15 protein-coding genes are annotated in these 16,973 nt (G+C 44.2%); 5 read left to right on the top strand and 10 right to left on the bottom strand.

Annotation, left to right across the window (positions count from 1 at the left end; translation table 11 throughout):
• The first annotated feature begins 125 nt into the window (after positions 1–125).
• The 3 genes from GTQ38_RS04330 (at position 126) to GTQ38_RS04320 (ending at position 3,646) form a co-directional block, all read left to right on the top strand.
• Positions 126–2,651 (top strand): M14 family metallopeptidase, encoded by a 2,526-nt coding sequence (locus GTQ38_RS04330; RefSeq protein WP_161434257.1) that lies wholly within the window; start codon positions 126–128, stop codon positions 2,649–2,651.
• A 112-nt stretch (positions 2,652–2,763) separates the two neighbouring features.
• A complete protein-coding gene (locus tag GTQ38_RS04325; protein WP_161434256.1) occupies positions 2,764–3,324 on the top strand; it encodes a thioredoxin family protein in 561 nt (186 codons plus the stop codon).
• 1 nt (position 3,325) lies between these two features.
• Positions 3,326–3,646, top strand: a complete 321-nt coding sequence (locus tag GTQ38_RS04320) for a cupin domain-containing protein (protein ID WP_161434255.1) — start codon at positions 3,326–3,328, stop codon at positions 3,644–3,646.
• Here GTQ38_RS04320 and GTQ38_RS04315 read toward each other — a convergent pair.
• The gene (locus tag GTQ38_RS04315; protein WP_161434254.1) at positions 3,643–4,197 is read right to left on the bottom strand and encodes a YfiT family bacillithiol transferase; all 555 of its coding nucleotides are present in this window, start codon (positions 4,195–4,197) and stop codon (positions 3,643–3,645) included. The genes GTQ38_RS04320 and GTQ38_RS04315 overlap by 4 nt on opposite strands.
• 180 nt (positions 4,198–4,377) lie before the next feature.
• Between GTQ38_RS04315 and GTQ38_RS04310 the strand changes: the two genes are divergently transcribed.
• A complete protein-coding gene (locus tag GTQ38_RS04310) occupies positions 4,378–5,016 on the top strand; it encodes a peroxiredoxin (protein ID WP_161434253.1) in 639 nt (212 codons plus the stop codon).
• Between the two features lie 619 nt (positions 5,017–5,635).
• Here the strand turns inward: GTQ38_RS04310 and GTQ38_RS04305 are convergent.
• The 3 genes from GTQ38_RS04305 to GTQ38_RS04295 all read right to left on the bottom strand — a co-directional run bounded on the left by GTQ38_RS04305 (position 5,636) and on the right by GTQ38_RS04295 (position 9,495).
• On the bottom strand, positions 5,636–6,571 hold the full coding sequence (locus GTQ38_RS04305) for a peptidylprolyl isomerase (RefSeq protein WP_161434252.1): 936 nt from the start codon (positions 6,569–6,571) through the stop codon (positions 5,636–5,638).
• Between the two features lie 645 nt (positions 6,572–7,216).
• The gene (locus GTQ38_RS04300; protein ID WP_161434251.1) at positions 7,217–8,614 is read right to left on the bottom strand and encodes a M20/M25/M40 family metallo-hydrolase; all 1,398 of its coding nucleotides are present in this window, start codon (positions 8,612–8,614) and stop codon (positions 7,217–7,219) included.
• Entirely contained in the window at positions 8,611–9,495 is an 885-nt protein-coding gene (locus tag GTQ38_RS04295; protein ID WP_161434250.1) for a PPK2 family polyphosphate kinase, read from the bottom strand. Before GTQ38_RS04295 ends, GTQ38_RS04300 begins: the two co-directional genes overlap by 4 nt.
• Before the next feature lie 193 nt (positions 9,496–9,688).
• Here GTQ38_RS04295 and GTQ38_RS04290 point away from each other — a divergent pair, with 193 nt between their 5' ends.
• Positions 9,689–10,378: a hypothetical protein gene (locus GTQ38_RS04290; protein ID WP_161434249.1), complete on the top strand. Its 690-nt coding sequence runs from the start codon at positions 9,689–9,691 to the stop codon at positions 10,376–10,378.
• Positions 10,379–10,437: 59 nt separating this feature from the next.
• On the opposite strand, the gene GTQ38_RS04285 is transcribed toward GTQ38_RS04290, so the two are convergent.
• The 6 genes from GTQ38_RS04285 to dnaJ form a co-directional block, all read right to left on the bottom strand.
• Complete coding sequence (locus tag GTQ38_RS04285; protein ID WP_161434248.1) at positions 10,438–11,601, bottom strand: sigma-54-dependent transcriptional regulator; 1,164 nt, start codon at positions 11,599–11,601, stop codon at positions 10,438–10,440.
• A 10-nt stretch (positions 11,602–11,611) separates the two neighbouring features.
• Positions 11,612–12,484 (bottom strand): DUF6268 family outer membrane beta-barrel protein, encoded by an 873-nt coding sequence (locus tag GTQ38_RS04280; protein WP_161434247.1) that lies wholly within the window; start codon positions 12,482–12,484, stop codon positions 11,612–11,614.
• Position 12,485: 1 nt separating this feature from the next.
• Positions 12,486–13,382 carry a mechanosensitive ion channel family protein gene (locus GTQ38_RS04275; RefSeq protein ID WP_161434246.1) on the bottom strand — a complete coding sequence of 299 codons (897 nt, stop codon included), beginning with the start codon at positions 13,380–13,382 and terminating at the stop codon, positions 12,486–12,488.
• Position 13,383: 1 nt separating this feature from the next.
• Positions 13,384–14,721: an ABC transporter permease gene (locus tag GTQ38_RS04270; RefSeq protein ID WP_161434245.1), complete on the bottom strand. Its 1,338-nt coding sequence runs from the start codon at positions 14,719–14,721 to the stop codon at positions 13,384–13,386.
• Positions 14,714–15,649 carry an ABC transporter ATP-binding protein gene (locus tag GTQ38_RS04265; RefSeq protein ID WP_161434244.1) on the bottom strand — a complete coding sequence of 312 codons (936 nt, stop codon included), beginning with the start codon at positions 15,647–15,649 and terminating at the stop codon, positions 14,714–14,716. The genes GTQ38_RS04270 and GTQ38_RS04265 overlap by 8 nt, the downstream gene beginning before the upstream one ends.
• A gap of 203 nt (positions 15,650–15,852) precedes the next feature.
• On the bottom strand, positions 15,853–16,968 hold the full coding sequence (dnaJ, locus tag GTQ38_RS04260) for a molecular chaperone DnaJ (protein ID WP_161434243.1): 1,116 nt from the start codon (positions 16,966–16,968) through the stop codon (positions 15,853–15,855).
• Positions 16,969–16,973: the final 5 nt, after the last annotated feature.

The raw sequence follows: 16,973 nt of genomic DNA, 5'->3' as shown, positions 1-16,973 counted from the left end.
GGGTTTTTTTATGCGGTATTTTTAACACCTACTTGACTTCAGGTTTTAAACCGCAAGAACTTGTCCTATGCCTTGCTATTAGTTACCTTTAACGGCAGACTAATTCAAAATCTAAAACAAGGCTTATGAAACAATTGTGTGTGTTGGTATTCTACGCCATAATGCAAACCGGGATCGCACAAAACGTACCAGATCTTAACTATTACCTCCCCCAGGACGTAACGTATAACGAAAAAATCCCAAAACCAGCGGATGTTATTGGCCACGAGGTAGGCGAATGGCATGTAACCCATGATAAGCTTTGGTTTTACATGCAAACTCTTGCCGCGGCAAGTGATCGCATTCAAATAGAAACACGTGGTACTACTTTTGAAGGCAGACCATTATTGCTGCTTACCATCAGCACTCCGGAGAACCTCAACAATCTAGAGCAAATTCGCAAAGAACACCTTACGCTTACAGAAACGGAAGGTTCCACCTTAGATGTGGAAAATATGCCCATAGTGGTGTACCAGGGTTTTTCCATTCACGGCAATGAACCCAGCGGATCTAATGCCACATTGGCTTATGCCTATTATCTGGCAGCCGCTCAGGGTGCGGAAATAGAATCCCTTTTGGACAAAATGATCATACTACTCGATCCTTCCTTCAACCCGGATGGCCTACAGCGTTTCGCCTATTGGGCGAATGTTCACAAGAGCATTCAACTGAATCCGGACAAGAACGAGCGTGAATATCACGAAGTATGGCCAGGTGGGCGCACAAACCACTACTGGTTTGATATGAACAGGGACTGGCTTCCGGTACAACTTCCTGAAAGCCGGGTAAGAATTAAGACTTTTCATAAGTGGCTGCCAAACATACTGACGGACCACCACGAGATGGGAACCAATTCCACCTTCTTCTTTCAGCCCGGAGTGCCTTCAAGGGTTCACCCGCTCACCCCTAAAATCAACCAGGAGCTAACGGCAGAGATCGGCACATATCACGCCAAAGCCCTGGACGAATTGGGTTCACTATATTACACAGAAGAGAATTTTGACGATTATTACTACGGTAAGGGCTCCACTTTTCCGGATGTTAACGGTGGTATAGGAATTTTGTTCGAACAGGGGAGTTCAAGGGGTCATATACAAGAAAGCGAAAACGGAATACTTACTTTTCCATTTACGATTCGCAATCAGTTTACCACGGCCTTATCCACCATAGAAGCGGCGAAGAACATGCGTACAAAGATATTGTCCTATCAACGAGACTTTTTCAAATCCGCGAGGGATGAGGCACAGCGCAGCAGAACCAAAGCCGTGATATTCGGAGATAGTAAAGACGGGGCCAAAGCCTGGCACCTGGCCGAAATCCTTAAAAGGCATCAGATTAAATTCAACGAGTTGGCCAATGATGCATCGCTCAACGGCAATTCCTTCGTCAAAGAAAAGAGCTATGTAGTGCCTATGAACCAGAAAAACCACAGACTGATCAAAGCTATCTTCGAAAAAAGGACCTCCTTTACTGACAGCTTGTTTTACGATGTGTCTGCCTGGACCTTTCCGTTGGCATTTAACCTGGATTATACCGAGACTACTTCCCTTTCAAATGCAGGACCTGAAGTGACTGAACTCAAGCCTTTAGAGGGGTCGGTAAACGGAAAAAGCCAGTATGCCTATTTGTTTGAATGGCACGAATACTACAGCCCTAAGGCTCTCAACAAGATCCTTAATAAGGGTTTAAGAGCCAAGGTGGCAAAGTCGCCATTTAGTTTGAATGGTACAAGATATGACTATGGTACCATAATGATCCCAGTGCAGGGTCAGGCGCTCCAGGCTGACGAATTACACAAATTCCTCAGCGGTGTGGCGGCAGAATGCAATCTGCAAATAAATGGCGTGTCTACGGGCCTGACACAGGGGATAGATCTGGGTAGCAATCAATTCGATCCGATAAAGAAGCAAAAAGTAGCCGTATTGGTGGGCGAGGGAATACGTTCTTATGATGCCGGAGAGATGTGGCATTTGTTCGATACACGCTACGACATGAAGATCACCAAGTTAGACGTGGGCTATTTCGATTCGGCGGATATCAGCAAGTATACCGATATTATTGTCCCGGGTTCCTGGGGAAGCCTAAACCTGGACAGTGCAGTAGCCAAAAAGCTAAAGCCATGGGTTAAGTCTGGTGGTACGCTTATCGGGTACCGAAGCGCTGCCAAATGGTTTAAAAACAATGAATTGATGAAACCTGAGTTTAAAAAGGACAGTATTGTGGCAAAGGATGTTTCCTTTGAAGAAAAAGCTGACTTCAAAGGAGCTCAGGTTACAGGAGGGGCCATTTTCGAGGCAAAGCTGGACAGGTCTCACCCTATCAATTTTGGTTACAAGAACGATAAACTCCCGCTCTTCCGAAACACCAACATCTATCTTGAAGCGGACAAGCAGAGCTATAACAATCCCATTCAGTATACCTCAAACCCGCTTTTAAGCGGTTACATATCTGAGGAAAACCTGGAATTGATTAAAGGTAGCGTACCATTCAAAGCAGTGCGATCGGGCAAAGGCAGGGTTATTTTGTTTACAGACAACACCAACTTCAGGGCCTTCTGGTACGGCACGAACAAATTACTGATGAATGCCATATTCTTTGGTCCGATTATGTAAGTGCAGTAGATCTGATTTCGCAGGATAACAGTCACCCTAGCGCTTTGCGTTAAAATATAGGGTCGTACCAATTTTCATGTTAACTTTAGGATAACCAAATGAAGTAGAAAAAATGGCCAGAACACCCAGTAATATGATACCCTTAGGGACTCAGGCTCCCAATTTTGAACTCCTGGATACCGTATCGGATAAATCCCTTGGCCTTTCCGAGCTCAGTGGGGAACAAGGTACGGTTGTAATGTTTATTTGCAATCACTGCCCGTTTGTCAAACATGTGAATGCCGGTGTGGTGTCCCTTGCCAAAGACTACCAGGAGAAAGGTATTGGTTTTATAGCCATTTCCAGCAACGACATTGTTAATTATCCGCAGGATGCACCACACTTAATGAAGGAGACCGCTAAAGAAGAGGGTTACACTTTCCCATATTTGTTCGATGAAACCCAGGAAGTGGCCAGAGCCTATGCTGCCGCCTGCACACCCGACTTTTACCTGTTCGATACTCAACACAGGCTGGTATATCGCGGACAGCTAGACGACTCCAGGCCAGGAAACGGTATCCCGGTAAGTGGTTCAGATCTGAGAAATGCCCTGGACGCGCTTTTGAGCGGTCAGGACATTAGCCAGGAGCAAAAACCCAGTATTGGCTGTAACATTAAGTGGCGGGAAAGCTGATATGAAAGTTAGTAAAGCAGAAGCGCTGTCAAGACTCGCAGACAGCGGTAAATTGTTCCAGGAGATCTTCAAACATGGTTCCCTTTACGTTGAGGTATATAAACCAGAGAAGGTTGATCTGCAGCAACCCCATACCCGGGACGAAATTTACGTTGTAATTTCAGGAACTGGGGAGTTTTTAATGGACACCGAAAGGACTGCTTTTGCTCCAGGTGATTTTCTATTCGTTCCGGCAGGGGTAGTCCACCGATTTGAAAACTTTAGTGATGACTTTGTAACCTGGGTGTTTTTCTACGGCCCGGAAGGAGGCGAAAAACCCTAGGGTTCGTTGAGCCATCCTTTCCTTTCCAGCAGGTTCCTGATATGGGCAAAGTGATGATTTCCATGCCACACATATCTCCCAATATTCTCTTCAAGGGAAGTTTCGCTGCCATCGTCAGGGTGAATGAATGTCCGCCTGAGTTGTTCCCTGCTAAGGCCTTTCAAAAGAAAGACCAGTTTAGCATGTACCGCCCTTAGGTGAGCCAAAGACAATGCTATGGGCCCTGTTTTGGTATCAAAGAGTTCAGCCCAATGCTTCTCCTCGTAGGCTTTGATCGTCGGGCGGTCTTCGGTAAGGCCCCATTTAAAGCGTACATAGCTATTGTGGTGGCTGTCTGCCACATGATGTATTACCTGACGCACTGTCCAGCCATCCGGCCTATACGGACAGGCTAATTGCTCCTCCGAAAGTGCACTGACCAAGGACTGTAATCTGTCCGGATAAGACTCCAGTTGAGCGATCCATTCAGCCAGGATCTCATCGGTTATAATATCAGGGCGACTAAAATATCCGATGGGATATCGAAGTTCTTGTAGTTCTTTCTCTGTCATGTTATAAAAGTAGTGCAAGATTTAGAAATATTGGGATACCTATGTCTGAATTAATCGCCGAATTTGAAATGTGCTTCATTTCTAAAACTTTAATACATTTTTAACCAGACCCAGGTGTAATTTCCCCAGTATTCCGCCTAATTTTACGGTATTTGATAATACAACCTTAAAGCAAATAAAATGGCAACAATTAGATTAGGCGACATGGCCCCCGACTTTACAGCAGACAGTTCAGAAGGACAATTTAACTTCTACGAATATCTTGGAGACGGATGGGGAATACTGTTTTCACATCCTGCGGACTTTACCCCGGTCTGTACTACAGAATTGGGAACCGCGGCAAAATTCAAAGCGGAATTTGACAAGCGCAATGTGAAAATGGTGGCGCTAAGTGTGGATGGTAAAGAATCCCACAATGAGTGGATTAAGGACATCAATGAAACACAGCACACCACGGTAAACTTTCCCATAATAGCAGATGAAGATCGCAAGGTATCCGATCTTTACGACATGATCCACCCTAACGCCGATGATACGCTTACGGTCCGGTCCGTGTATATTATTGCACCGGATAAGACAGTGAAGTTAATCATTACATATCCGGCATCTACAGGACGTAATTTCCACGAACTGTTGAGGGTGATCGATTCATTGCAACTTACGGCCTATCACAAAGTGGCCACACCGGCAAATTGGGAACACGGGCAGGATGTAGTGGTTAGCCCTTCTATTCCAACTGATGAGGCAAAAGAAATTTTCAGTAAAGGAGTTGAAGAGATCAAACCCTATCTCCGCTTGACACCGGATCCTACGGTCTAGAAAAGTAAAAGCCTCCTTTTCGGGAGGCTTTTTTTAGGACTTGCCTGGAGCAATCTATTTTCAACTTGTTTGTTTCCCTGCCTTCCCGAAAACCGTTGAGGACTAAACATTAGCAAAAGTTTCTCGACAAGTTTTGAATCTTACACAGCCTGAATTAACAGTCTTCATTCTCTAAAAAAATGTGTAAGAATTTTATTATAAAACCAGCTGAAATTTTGTTTAACTTTGGCGCAACCATTTAGAACTTTCCCGTCTAAAGGTTAAACATTCGACAAATTCCCCGGCTTAACAACCACAGCTATGATTACTTTTTTGGTCATTCTTTTCTTACTGCTATTTGTAAATATCCTATTGTTGTTTTTGAGCGGAAAAAAGACCAATAAATCCTGATCTAAGAAATTCAGGTTCTTTGGGTAGGGTTTGTAAGGTTCGAGTTGTTATTAGAACAGAACCCGCCTGGTAGTCTCAGACTCCAGCCAAAGTTTTAAAATTATGTCGCTTTTCCTTGGAATTGTTCTGGGCATTATCGCCATAAACCTGCTGCTACTGATCCCTTCCTTAAGGAATAGCAAAAAGTAATCCGTTATATCGAATGGCTGCTAAGCCAGGCAAAATAAGCCTACTTTACTCCCATCAGTTCTACTTCAAAAATAAGCGTGGCGTTCGGTGGAATAATACCTCCGCCTGCTCCTGCCGCACCATATGCCAGGTATGAAGGAATAACAAATCGGGCCTTATCTCCTACAGACAACAGACCAATCCCTTCGTCCCAACCCGGAATCACTTGTCCGACACCTAACTGAAAATCAATAGGTTGATTTCGGCTATAGGAAGAATCAAAAACCTGTCCATTAGCAAGGCTACCTTCGTAATGCACGGAGACCATATTGCCTTTGGCGGCCTTTTCACCATTGCCTTGTTTCAGGATCTTAAATCTTAGACCACTTTCAGTCTTTTCGAAACCAGCAGAAAGTTTTTCCAATTCTGCCTCGGCCTTTTTTTTCTGTTCGGCCTCCCGTTCCTCTTTTACCTTCTCAAAGGTCCTGAAAGCTTCAACAGCGTCCCAATTGGTTGCCTCATTACCCTGGCGTACAATTTCCAGGGACTCAATCAGGTCTCCCTGGGCAATGGCATCGACTACTTCCTGACCGTGTTCCACGTGCCCGAATACTGTATGTTTATTGTCTAACCATGGAGTAGCCACATGGGTAATAAAGAACTGGCTTCCGTTAGTACCTGGTCCGGCGTTAGCCATAGAAAGCACTCCCGGGCCTGAATGGGTAAGCTCCTGATGAAATTCGTCATCAAATTTGTATCCCGGATCTCCGGTACCTGTTCCTTGAGGACATCCACCCTGGATCATAAAATCTGGTATTACCCTATGGAAGGTAAGTCCGTTGTAATAAGGAGTACCTTCCGGTTTGGCGGTATTACCTAATTTGCCTTCTGCCAGTCCGACAAAGTTACCAACAGTTCCCGGCGTTTTATCGTGAGTAAGTTTTACTAAAATTTCGCCTTTTGAGGTATTGAATTTGGCGTAAATCCCGTCTTGCATAGTTCTCTTTTTAAATGAGCGCCAAAGGTAGCGAAATTTACTTGACGAACCGAGATTTCGGACTGTTGGGAGGTTGGATGGATTAGAGGGTTGGATGGTTGGATGGCTAGACGGTTGGATGGTTGGATGGCTAGACGATTAGATGGTTGGACGGTTAGATGGTTAGATGGCTAGACTGTTGGACTGTTAGACAATTAGATTGGTGGATGGCTGAGTGGTTAGACGGTTAGATAGTTGGATTCTTGGACGGTTGGATGGGTGGATTGCTAGATGGTTAGACGGTTGGATGGATCAGGTTCGTGTACGTTGTGATGTTCATGCCAGTTAAATGTTTTTTAATAAGAACACTGTTTACTGTTCACCGATCTCATCCTCGATAGCCTTTGCGAAGGAGGACTGCTAACTGCATACTGAAAATTGGCTCGCCAATTCTCACGGGGCTTCCAACCCCACCCCAAACTCAAGTTAATCCTAGGCACTGCATTTTCAAAGCGGAGAGACCAAGTATTCATTTGGAAATGTGGCTAATTAGATTAAGAGAGTTCGATGGCTGGATAATTGGACGTTTGGACGGATTAGACGATTAGACCATTAGATAGCAAACTGTTCACTGTTCACTGTTTACTATTCACTGCAAACTGCAAACTATCTCCCCTTGATCTTTTCAGGTTTAACCGTACCGTACTTATCAAAAAGGTATACCAGGCTGGTCATGGTTGCTGCACCTAACTCCAATTCGCGCTTGTTTACATGCTCAAAGGTATCGTTCTCCGCATGGTGATGATCAAAATACCGCTGGGAGTCCGGCCGTAATCCAGCCAGGACCAGCTCATCCGTTTTTAAAGGTCCGATATCCGCTCCGCTACCGCCCTGGATAAACTGGTGGATCAAATAAGGTTCAAAAAGGGGTTTCCAGGATTGTACCTGCTGAAAATTGGCCTGATCACAATCAAATGAAAAACCACGTGGGGTAAAACCTCCGGCATCGCTTTCCAGCGCAAAAACGTGTTGCTCCCTTTTACGTTTGGCCGCATCAGCATAGGCATTCCCACCCCTTAGGCCATTTTCCTCATTCATAAAGAGCACAACCCTTATGGTTCTTTTCGGCTTATACCCAGTAACCTTAAACAACCTTAGCACCTCCATACTTTGCACACAACCTGCTCCATCGTCGTGTGAGCCATCTCCAAGGTCCCAGGAATCCAAATGCCCGCCTACAAGAATGATCTCACCCGGATAGGTACTGCCACGGATCTCGCCGACGACATTGAACGACTCTACATCATCTAACTGCTTGCAGTTTTGCTTAAAATAAAAGTTTATCTCGGGATTTAACTTCAGGGTGGTACTCAGCAGTTCCGCACCATTGGTACTTATGGCCGCCGCAGGGATTCGCTCGTTAACCGGGGTTTCTCCATAGCTCATGGAACCAGTGTGCGGATAATCATCCAGCCGCAGATTCATCGATCGGACAATAACACCCACAGCACCAAATTTTGCCGCCTCTGCGGCCCCAGAGTAGCGCTGGTCCACACAACCTGAATAGGATTGGAAGGTACTGATCAGCGTAGGATCCATTGGGCGATTGTAAAATACGATCTTGCCTTCGATCTGATCTCTTCCCTTGACAGCCAGATCCTCTATGCCCTGTACTTCTATTACCTTGGCTTTAATACCGCCAACTGGGGTAGATACAGAGCCTCCAAGTGCTGTGATAGGAACGTTACTGGTAATCCCCGGCCTGGTTTCTATATAAGCGAATTCAGGGGTGCCCCTAACCCATTTCGGTACCATTACGGATTGTAGCCATACACGGTCCAAACCCAGTGAATCTAACTGTATGCGGGTATACCTAACAGCCTGTTCCGCCTGGACAGAACCTGAAAGTCGCCCGCCGATCTGGTTGGATAAATGATTTAGCCAATCATAGGCTTTTCCCTGAGTAAGGGCCGCATCGTAAAAAGACCTGATGGCTTTTTCATCTTCTGTCTGAGCAAATAGCACCGCAGTGCTCAGGAAAAAAATCACTAATATCTTTTTCATTCTTTTTCACTTTCCAAAGCAGCCTTGTATAGGTCTAAATTGGCTTTTACCTCATCTTCTAATTCCGGCTCCTTTATATCTTTATATTTTTTTAATTCCTGCAGCAAAATCGAAGCAACGATCAATCTTGCAGCCCTTTTACTATCTGCCGGGATAACATACCAGGGGGCATGCGGCTTGGAAGTCTTCCGAATAGCCTCTTCATAACATTTTTGATACTTGTCCCACAATTTTCTTTCTTTTAGATCGCCAGGTGAGAACTTCCAATGCTTCTCCTTTAGGCGTAATCTGCGAAGCAGGCGTTGCCGCTGTTCTTCTTTTGAAAGATGTAGAAAAAACTTAAACACCAGCGTACCGTTATCGGCGATATGCCTTTCAAAATTGTTGATCTGTTCAAAGCGTTTTTCCCAGAATTCGTGATTTATGTCTTCCACACGATGTATCCCAGGGATATCTTCACTCAGGATATACTCAGGGTGAACGCGGGTCACCAGTACATTTTCATAATGCGTCCGGTTAAAAACCCCAAATTTTCCTTTAGCCGGTAATGCGATATAATGTCTCCAGATATAATCGTGCTTTAGTTCAAGCTCCGTAGGAACCTTAAAACTGTGTACTACCACTCCCCTGGCGTTAAAATCCTTGAAAACCTCCCGGATCAGGCTGTCTTTTCCTGCTGTATCCATTCCCTGAATGCATATCAACACGGCGTATTTCCCATGTGCATATAGTGTATCCTGAAATTTCCCGAGTTTTACACGTACCTCTTCCAACTCGGTTTTCAACTCCTTTTCGGATCGACCAAAATCTTCATAAGTATCTGTTTCTGAAAGTTTTACACTGGATGAGGCTAAATAATTACCACTCTGTATTTTATTCATAGGATGAATATAAAGCATTTTGTCGGGGTTCCACAGCCGTGTGTGTAAAAAATACCACGGTTTGTCCTCTAAACCTTACCGTTGGTCTATAAGAACGGTGTCGACTTACAGTTAATCGAAAAAAATAGGGAAACGGGCTCATCTCCTCCTATCTTTACTAAGCCTAAATTTTACTGAATCAATGCCTTATGCTATGAAAAGAAGGTACTACATATGGTACGCTACGGTGTTTTTAACACTTTCTTCCTTCAGTTTTAATAAAGCCTGTGATTACGCCGGTTCCAATATTGGCTATGTTCGATCACAGACTGAAAAGGCCCTTGAAGCCAAGGATATCAATACTTCCCGATTCTACGCATACAAGGCTTTGAACGCCATTGAAAAGTCTAAAAAGCAATTTGAGGAATGTGGTTGCAAACAAATGATAAATAGTATTTACGAAAGCCTGGATAACCTAAAAAAGGCCACCAGGGTCTCTTCGTTAAATGGCACCAAATTACTGTTAACCCGAGCTCTGGATAATGCCCTGACCAGTTTGGAAGCCCTGGAAGAGCATGACGAATTGCACGATAGCCCTTATGATTCGCAACTACTTGCCATGAACACAGTGGAATCCGAAAAGAAGAAAAATGCTTTTGTGGAATTAAACGGTAAAAAGCTGGAGGACAAAATAGATGAGTCTTTGAAAAACTTTGAAGCATCATTGGAAAACGTAGTAAATTCAGTAGACTGCAAAGAGGCCTATGTCTTTACAAACCGAATTTATAAACACTGTGAGTTACAATTACTCAAGCAAGACCTAAGCGAAGCCAAAAAATACTACAACCTCCGTACCAAGGAAATCGCGGAAGCTGCATTGGTAAAGTTGGAAGCCTGTAAATAAGGAGTTCTTCTCCGTTCCTGGTTTTTACCGCTTACTTCGTACTTTAACCCTTAGTTTTCCTATTTACTGGCAAATAGTTTTACGTCTTCCTCACCAACTTCTTCGCCCCCGAGAATAATCAGTCTTTCCACAACATTCCTAAGTTCGCGGATATTACCGGTCCAGTCATAGCCTTTTAGCATTTCAATGGCTTTTTTGGAGAATTCCTTAGGCGCGGCCCCCTGTTCAGAGGCGATTTTCTTCGCAAAGTGTTCAATTAGCAATGGAATATCTTCACGCCGGTCGTTCAAGGCAGGGACCTGAATCAGTATAACCGCCAGACGGTGATATAGATCTTCCCGAAATTTTCCATCGGCTATCTCCTTCTGCAGATCCTTATTGGTAGCCGCTACTACCCGAACATCCACTTTAATGTCCTTATCCGTCCCCACGCGGGATATCTTGTTTTCCTGAAGAGCCCTAAGCACTTTGGCCTGAGCTGATAGGCTCATATCTCCAATCTCATCCAGAAAAATAGTTCCTTTATTTGCGGCTTCGAACTTACCTGCACGGTCTCTTACCGCAGAGGTAAAGGCTCCCTTAACATGACCAAATAACTCACTCTCTATGAGTTCTGACGGGATAGCTGCGCAATTCACCTCAATAAAAGGGGCTCCGCTGCGTTCACTCTTCTGATGGATCCAATGTGCAACCAGTTCCTTCCCGGTACCGTTAGAGCCTGTGATCAGTACCCTTGCATCCGTAGGAGCCACCTTGTCAATCATATCCTTAATGGCCTGGATAGCTTTGCTTTCCCCGACCATTTCGTAATTCTTGCTTACTTTCTTTTTGAGGATCTTATTCTCAACGACCAGTTCTTTTCTGTCCAGGGCGTTGCGTACAGTGGTAAGAAGACGGTTAAGGTCCGGTGGTTTTGAAATATAATCGAAAGCACCAAGCCTCATAGTGTTTACCGCGGTATCCAGATCCCCGTGACCTGAGATCATGATAAAAGGGATTTCCGGTTTGAGTTTCCTGGCTGCTTCCAATACCTCAACACCATCCATCTTTGGCATTTTTATGTCGCACAGAGCGAGATCATAGTCGTTCTTTTTGATCAAATCCAAACCTTTTACACCATCTTCGGCCTCCTCCACCTTGTAGGCATCACTTTCCTCGCTAAGGATCTTTACCAAGACCCTTCGAATCGCCGCTTCATCTTCAATTACCAGAATTTTTGACATGTCTTTTTTGTTAAAATATTCCTACTCTAAATCCCACCCTAAAATATATATTTTGATCTTCATTCAGTACAAAAACGTTCTTTCTTTTGTCGTCCCGAAGTAAGCCGCTTTGTATGATAGTATGACCAAAGAAGCCGTAAAAGGAGATCTCTTCCGTAACCCGGTATCGATACCCTATATTTCCCAGTACCGCCGAAAGCGAAATATTTGCACCAATAGCTCCATCGGGTAGCAAAATATCGTTTTGGGCATTTACAAAATACCCATCCAGAAGGGCTCCTATTTCAAAACTATGCTGATCATTAAGGTGATATTCGAGGTTCATCCTCGGCACCCCGATATTAAAAGACCAATTCCGGTGAAAACGTCTTCGGTAGCTTATCAGAGGAAGTGGGATTGGTAAACCCGAAGCGCTGTTGAAAGTTATTCCGGCGAAAAGCCTGAAGGGTTTGTCCGTGTCATTTTTAGTTTTGAGGAAAACGGCGGTAGCATTCAGTAGGAAATCATTGCTTTCAATACCGTTTACAAAGTTAGAAGCCAGGCGGGGCGTTACAATTCCTATAAAACGCCAATTCTCATTCCATCGGGTGATGTATCCCAAATTAAAATCTATAATATGCAATTGCTCCAGTTCACTAAAATCAAAAGGGAAGGTCCGACTTACATCAATATCCAGAAAATTATACTCTAACCCGGTGATCACGTATTTCTCGGGACCCAGCGCGATCGGAAAATTTCCCAATACTCTGTATCTGGTCGTCTTGATACCATTGCTGTTCTCTGGAATCTGGGTATACTCTAAGCGAATGATGTCCGTACTCTGAGCAAGAGCAACCCCTGAAAAGCACAAAAAGCAACACCAAATCCCAATGTGCTTTATCATATTAGCTATTGTCGGTTTGAGTTTTGGGAAGCTGGCTGCCGCGCTTTTCCAAATCGCGTGTGAACAGGTGTACATCCCTTTGCGGAAACGGAATCGTAATATTGTTTGCCCTGAATTTCGCATCTATAAGATAACGTAGGTCACTTTTAATTTTTGGATCGGTAAAACTGTCATTAATGTAAAAGTTGACCGAAAAAAGCAGTGCGGAATCCCCAAAGTCCTCAAACAGCACAAAAGGTTTCGGATTTCTTAAAACTTCCTTTTTAGACTCTACACATTCCAGTAACACCCGGGTTACCAGTTCCACATCGCTTCCATAGGCCACTCCTACCCTAACGTCCTCCCTGGTAGTTTTATGATTTTGGGTATAGTTATAAATGCTATCCGTTAAGAATTTATGATTGGGAATCACAATAACCTTATCATCACGGGTAAGGGCCCTGGTAGTCCGGAGTCTAATCTCAAATACCCGGCCAACCTTTCCTTCAACCTCAATAATATCCCCTACGTGCAAGGATTGATCGAGAATGATCAGAATACCTGAAATAATATCCTGAAAAAGGTATTGCAAAGCAAAACCAAGCCCTACAAATAAAGCGGCGGAAGCTGTTAGCAGCACCGTTAGATTTACTCCTGATGAATGAAGAATAGTGATCACCACCAGGATGTAGAAAAGGTATTTGAGGAAGCCAAAAATGCTCTCGAATTTGTTCCTGTCCTCCTCAGGAAGTTTCGCCGTGATCAGACGATTGATCAGCTTTAAGGCAAAAGTGACCACAATTATGGCCAATATGATGGTAAGCAGGGTGCCTACGGTGATGTGAATAGCCTCACTATCGTATATTTTATACTGGAGGAACTCCTTAAATCCGGAAAGCATATTCTGAATCTTCTCCATCTCAGTATCTCAACCATTTAAACAGTTCTTTGTAGGTAGGCTTTTTACCGTACATCAGAATTCCCACTCTGTAGATCTTGGCGGCCAGCCAGACTATGCCAATAAATGTAATGATCAGAAGCGCAATGGAACAGAGCAACTGCCAAAGTGGTACGCCTCCTTCTCCTATCCCTCCCGGAAGCCTCATCAACATAACTATGGGTGATGTAAGCGGGAAAAGTGAAAACCCGACGGCAATAGGCCCATGGGGATTGCTGAACACCGAAAAGAAGCCCACATAAATTGCAAGCATAAGGGGCAATATGATAGGAAAAATAAATTGTTGGGTATCCGTTTCATTATCCACTGCAGCCCCTATTGCAGCGTAGATGGAGCTATAGATCAGATAGCCTAAAATGAAATACAAAATAAATGAGAAAATGAGGAGAGCCCATGGAAACTGGTATATTTCGGCCGCATACAGTTGCATGGTGTCCATCTCCGAAGGTACCGCAGTCATAGCATTAACAGTATTTGCTGATAAGCCGGGGTTCCTGCTCAAACCAGAGGGGTCTATATCGAAAAGTAAGAGAACCACCATGAGCAAAAGAGAAGCTGAAACTATCCAAATAGCAAACTGAGTGATCCCGGCAAGGGATGTTCCAATGATCTTACCAAGCATAAGCTGAAAGGGCTTTACCGAGGAAATTATGACCTCAATGATACGGCTGGTCTTCTCTTCGATAACGCTACGCATCACAAAACCTCCATAAATGATAATGAACATCATGATCAGATAGCCAAATCCTCCGCCAATAATAGCTTTGATCTCGTTTATGCCTTTTAAATTCTGCTCTCCTGCGAAGGTAGCGGTGTTAATTTCGAATTTATCCCGCATTTGTGCGTACTCCGCAGCCGAAACGCCAAGATCTTTAAGCCTTCGCTGCCGGAGCCGGTCCTGGAAGATGTCTTCCAACCTGTCCAATACCGTTGTTGCAGGGGCCTCTTTGGTATAAAAATAGGAGTCCTCCGCCACGATTTCCAGGTCTCCTCTATCCGGAATAAACAGCAAACCGTAGTAGCCTGTATTCAAAACTGAATCTTTGGCAGATTCCAGGTCGAGCCCCTTAAAGTAGATGAAGGAGGTGCTTTCCGTAGTGGTGAAATCCGTTGAAAAATAATCGCTTTCATTGAGCACCGCGATAATTCGCTTTTCACTGTCATTTACTTTGGTGAGATATGCGATCAGTACGATCATACCCACCATAAGTATGGGGCTGAGAAAGGTCATGATGACAAAGGACTTGTTCCTTACCTTGGCCAGGTACTCTCTTTTGATGATCAGCAATAATTTACTCATGAATATCCCGGTTTTGAACGGTTTGAATGAAGATATCATTTGCTGTTGGCACCATTTCCACAAAGCTTGCGATATCTGCCTTTTCAGACAAAAAAGCAAGAAAACCTTTGGCTTCTCCCGCTTGCAGCTTTACCGAAAAATCCAACAGCCCCTCATCCGGATGGTATGCTGTAGACGAAATTTCAAATTTATCCTTTAGTTCCCCCAATAAAGGTGATTCCGCAGGGGTTTCCACCCCTACCTTGAACAAATTGTTTTTATAGGCTTTTTTGATCTCAGAAAGCTTTCCGTCCAATATTTTTTCAGAATTGTGGATCAGAGCGATATATTCGCACAGTTCCTCAACGGATTCCATGCGATGCGTGGAGAAGATTATCGCAGTGCCCTGGGATTTTAACTCCAGTATCTCATCCTTTATGATATTGGCGTTGATAGGGTCAAAACCGCTAAAGGGCTCATCAAAGATCAACAATTTGGGTTCGTGCAAAACAGTTACGATAAACTGAATTTTCTGCGCCATTCCCTTGGAAAGTTCCTGGATCTTCTTGTTCCACCAATCGCCAATCTCCAGCTTTTCAAACCAGTATTTCAGGCGTTTTTTGGCCTCAGCCTTGTCGAGACCCTTTAACTGTGCAAGATAAAGTGCCTGTTCTCCTACTTTCATGCTCTTATACAGGCCTCTTTCTTCGGGCAGGTAACCGATCAATGCTATATGATGCGGTTTTAGAGCCTCCCCTTCAAAATAGACCTCTCCCGCATCCGGGTAGGTTATCTGGTTAATTATCCTTAAAAGTGTGGTTTTACCTGCTCCATTGGGGCCAAGAAGGCCGTATATGCTGTTTTGGGGGATTTGCAGGGATACCTTATTTAGTGCCACGTGATCGCCAAACTGTTTGGAGACCGACTCCGCGACCAGAATACTGTCCATGTAAGCAATTTTGCCAAAGATATAGAAATGCTTAGAAAGACCGGAATGATAAGGTTTTTTTTGTATCGCTTCCTATAAAAACAAAACCCATCCTTAAAGGAATAAGGATGGGAAAAAAATTGCTATGAAAAAGAAAATTAATATTGGTCGCCCAATATTAAATCAAATATACGTTTTTTATTTAAAACCAAAACTTAAAATCGTTAAGAGAACATATCCTTAACTTTTTCGAAGAAAGATTTATCAGTCTTTTCAGGTTTTGGTTCAAAATTATCGTCCTGCTGCATCTTTTCGAAGAATTCCCGTTGTTCTTTATTAAGCTCCTTGGGAGTCCAGACATTTACGTGGACCAGCAGATCACCGCTTCCATACCCATTAATACTGTTGATTCCCTTTCCTCTAAGACGTAAGATCTTACCGGATTGAATGCCCGGTTCAAGTTTAATTCGAACTTTTCCGCTAACGGTATCTATTTCTTTTGAAGTACCAAGAACGGCGTCAGAAATGCTGATATACAGATCGTAATGTAAATTGTCTCCTTCGCGTTTTAAGGTTGGATGTTCCTTGGTCTCTATGGCGACAAGTAGGTCTCCCGGAATACCATTACCCGGGGCTTCATTACCTTTTCCGGATACTTTTAGTTGCATTCCTTCTTCCACACCAGCAGGAATCTTAATAGAGACGGTCTCCTCAACCACTTTCAGGCCCTGAGCGTCTGCATCGGAAGGCCTTTTGTCTATGATCTGGCCTGAGCCTTTACAGGTTGAACAGGTTGTCGCGGTCTGCATCCGGCCAAGAATGGTGTTGGTGATCTTTGTAACCTGTCCTGTACCGTTACAGGTAGTACAAGTCTTGTAGGTTACTCCGGCCGCCTGCACTTTACGTCTCACCTTGACCTTTTTCTCAACTCCATGGGCTACTTCTTCCAGCGAGAGCTTTACGCGAATCCTCATATTACTGCCCTTGATCCTGCGCTGTCCACCACCGCCGAAACCGCCAAATCCACCAAAGCCGCCCCCAAAGGCACTTCCAAAGATGTCTCCGAACTGACTGAAGATATCCTCCATATTCATACCTCCGCCAAAACCACCACCGCCTTCAAATGCGGCATGGCCGAACTGGTCATATCGGGCCTTCTTATCAGGATCACTTAACACTTCATATGCTTCGGCAGCGCTTTTGAACATTTCCTCTGCCTTGGCATCTCCCGGATTTTTATCAGGATGATATTCAATAGCCTTTTTGCGATAGGCTTTCTTTATCTCAGCAGCGCTCGCATTCTTGTCGACCCCCAATATTTCGTAATAATCCTGCTTCATCAATT

The organism is Poritiphilus flavus (assembly GCF_009901585.1).
Classification (GTDB): Bacteria; Bacteroidota; Bacteroidia; order Flavobacteriales; family Flavobacteriaceae; genus Poritiphilus; species Poritiphilus flavus.
The sequence above is the reverse complement of the archived record's forward strand: the minus strand, read 5'-3'. Positions and strand labels throughout refer to the sequence as shown.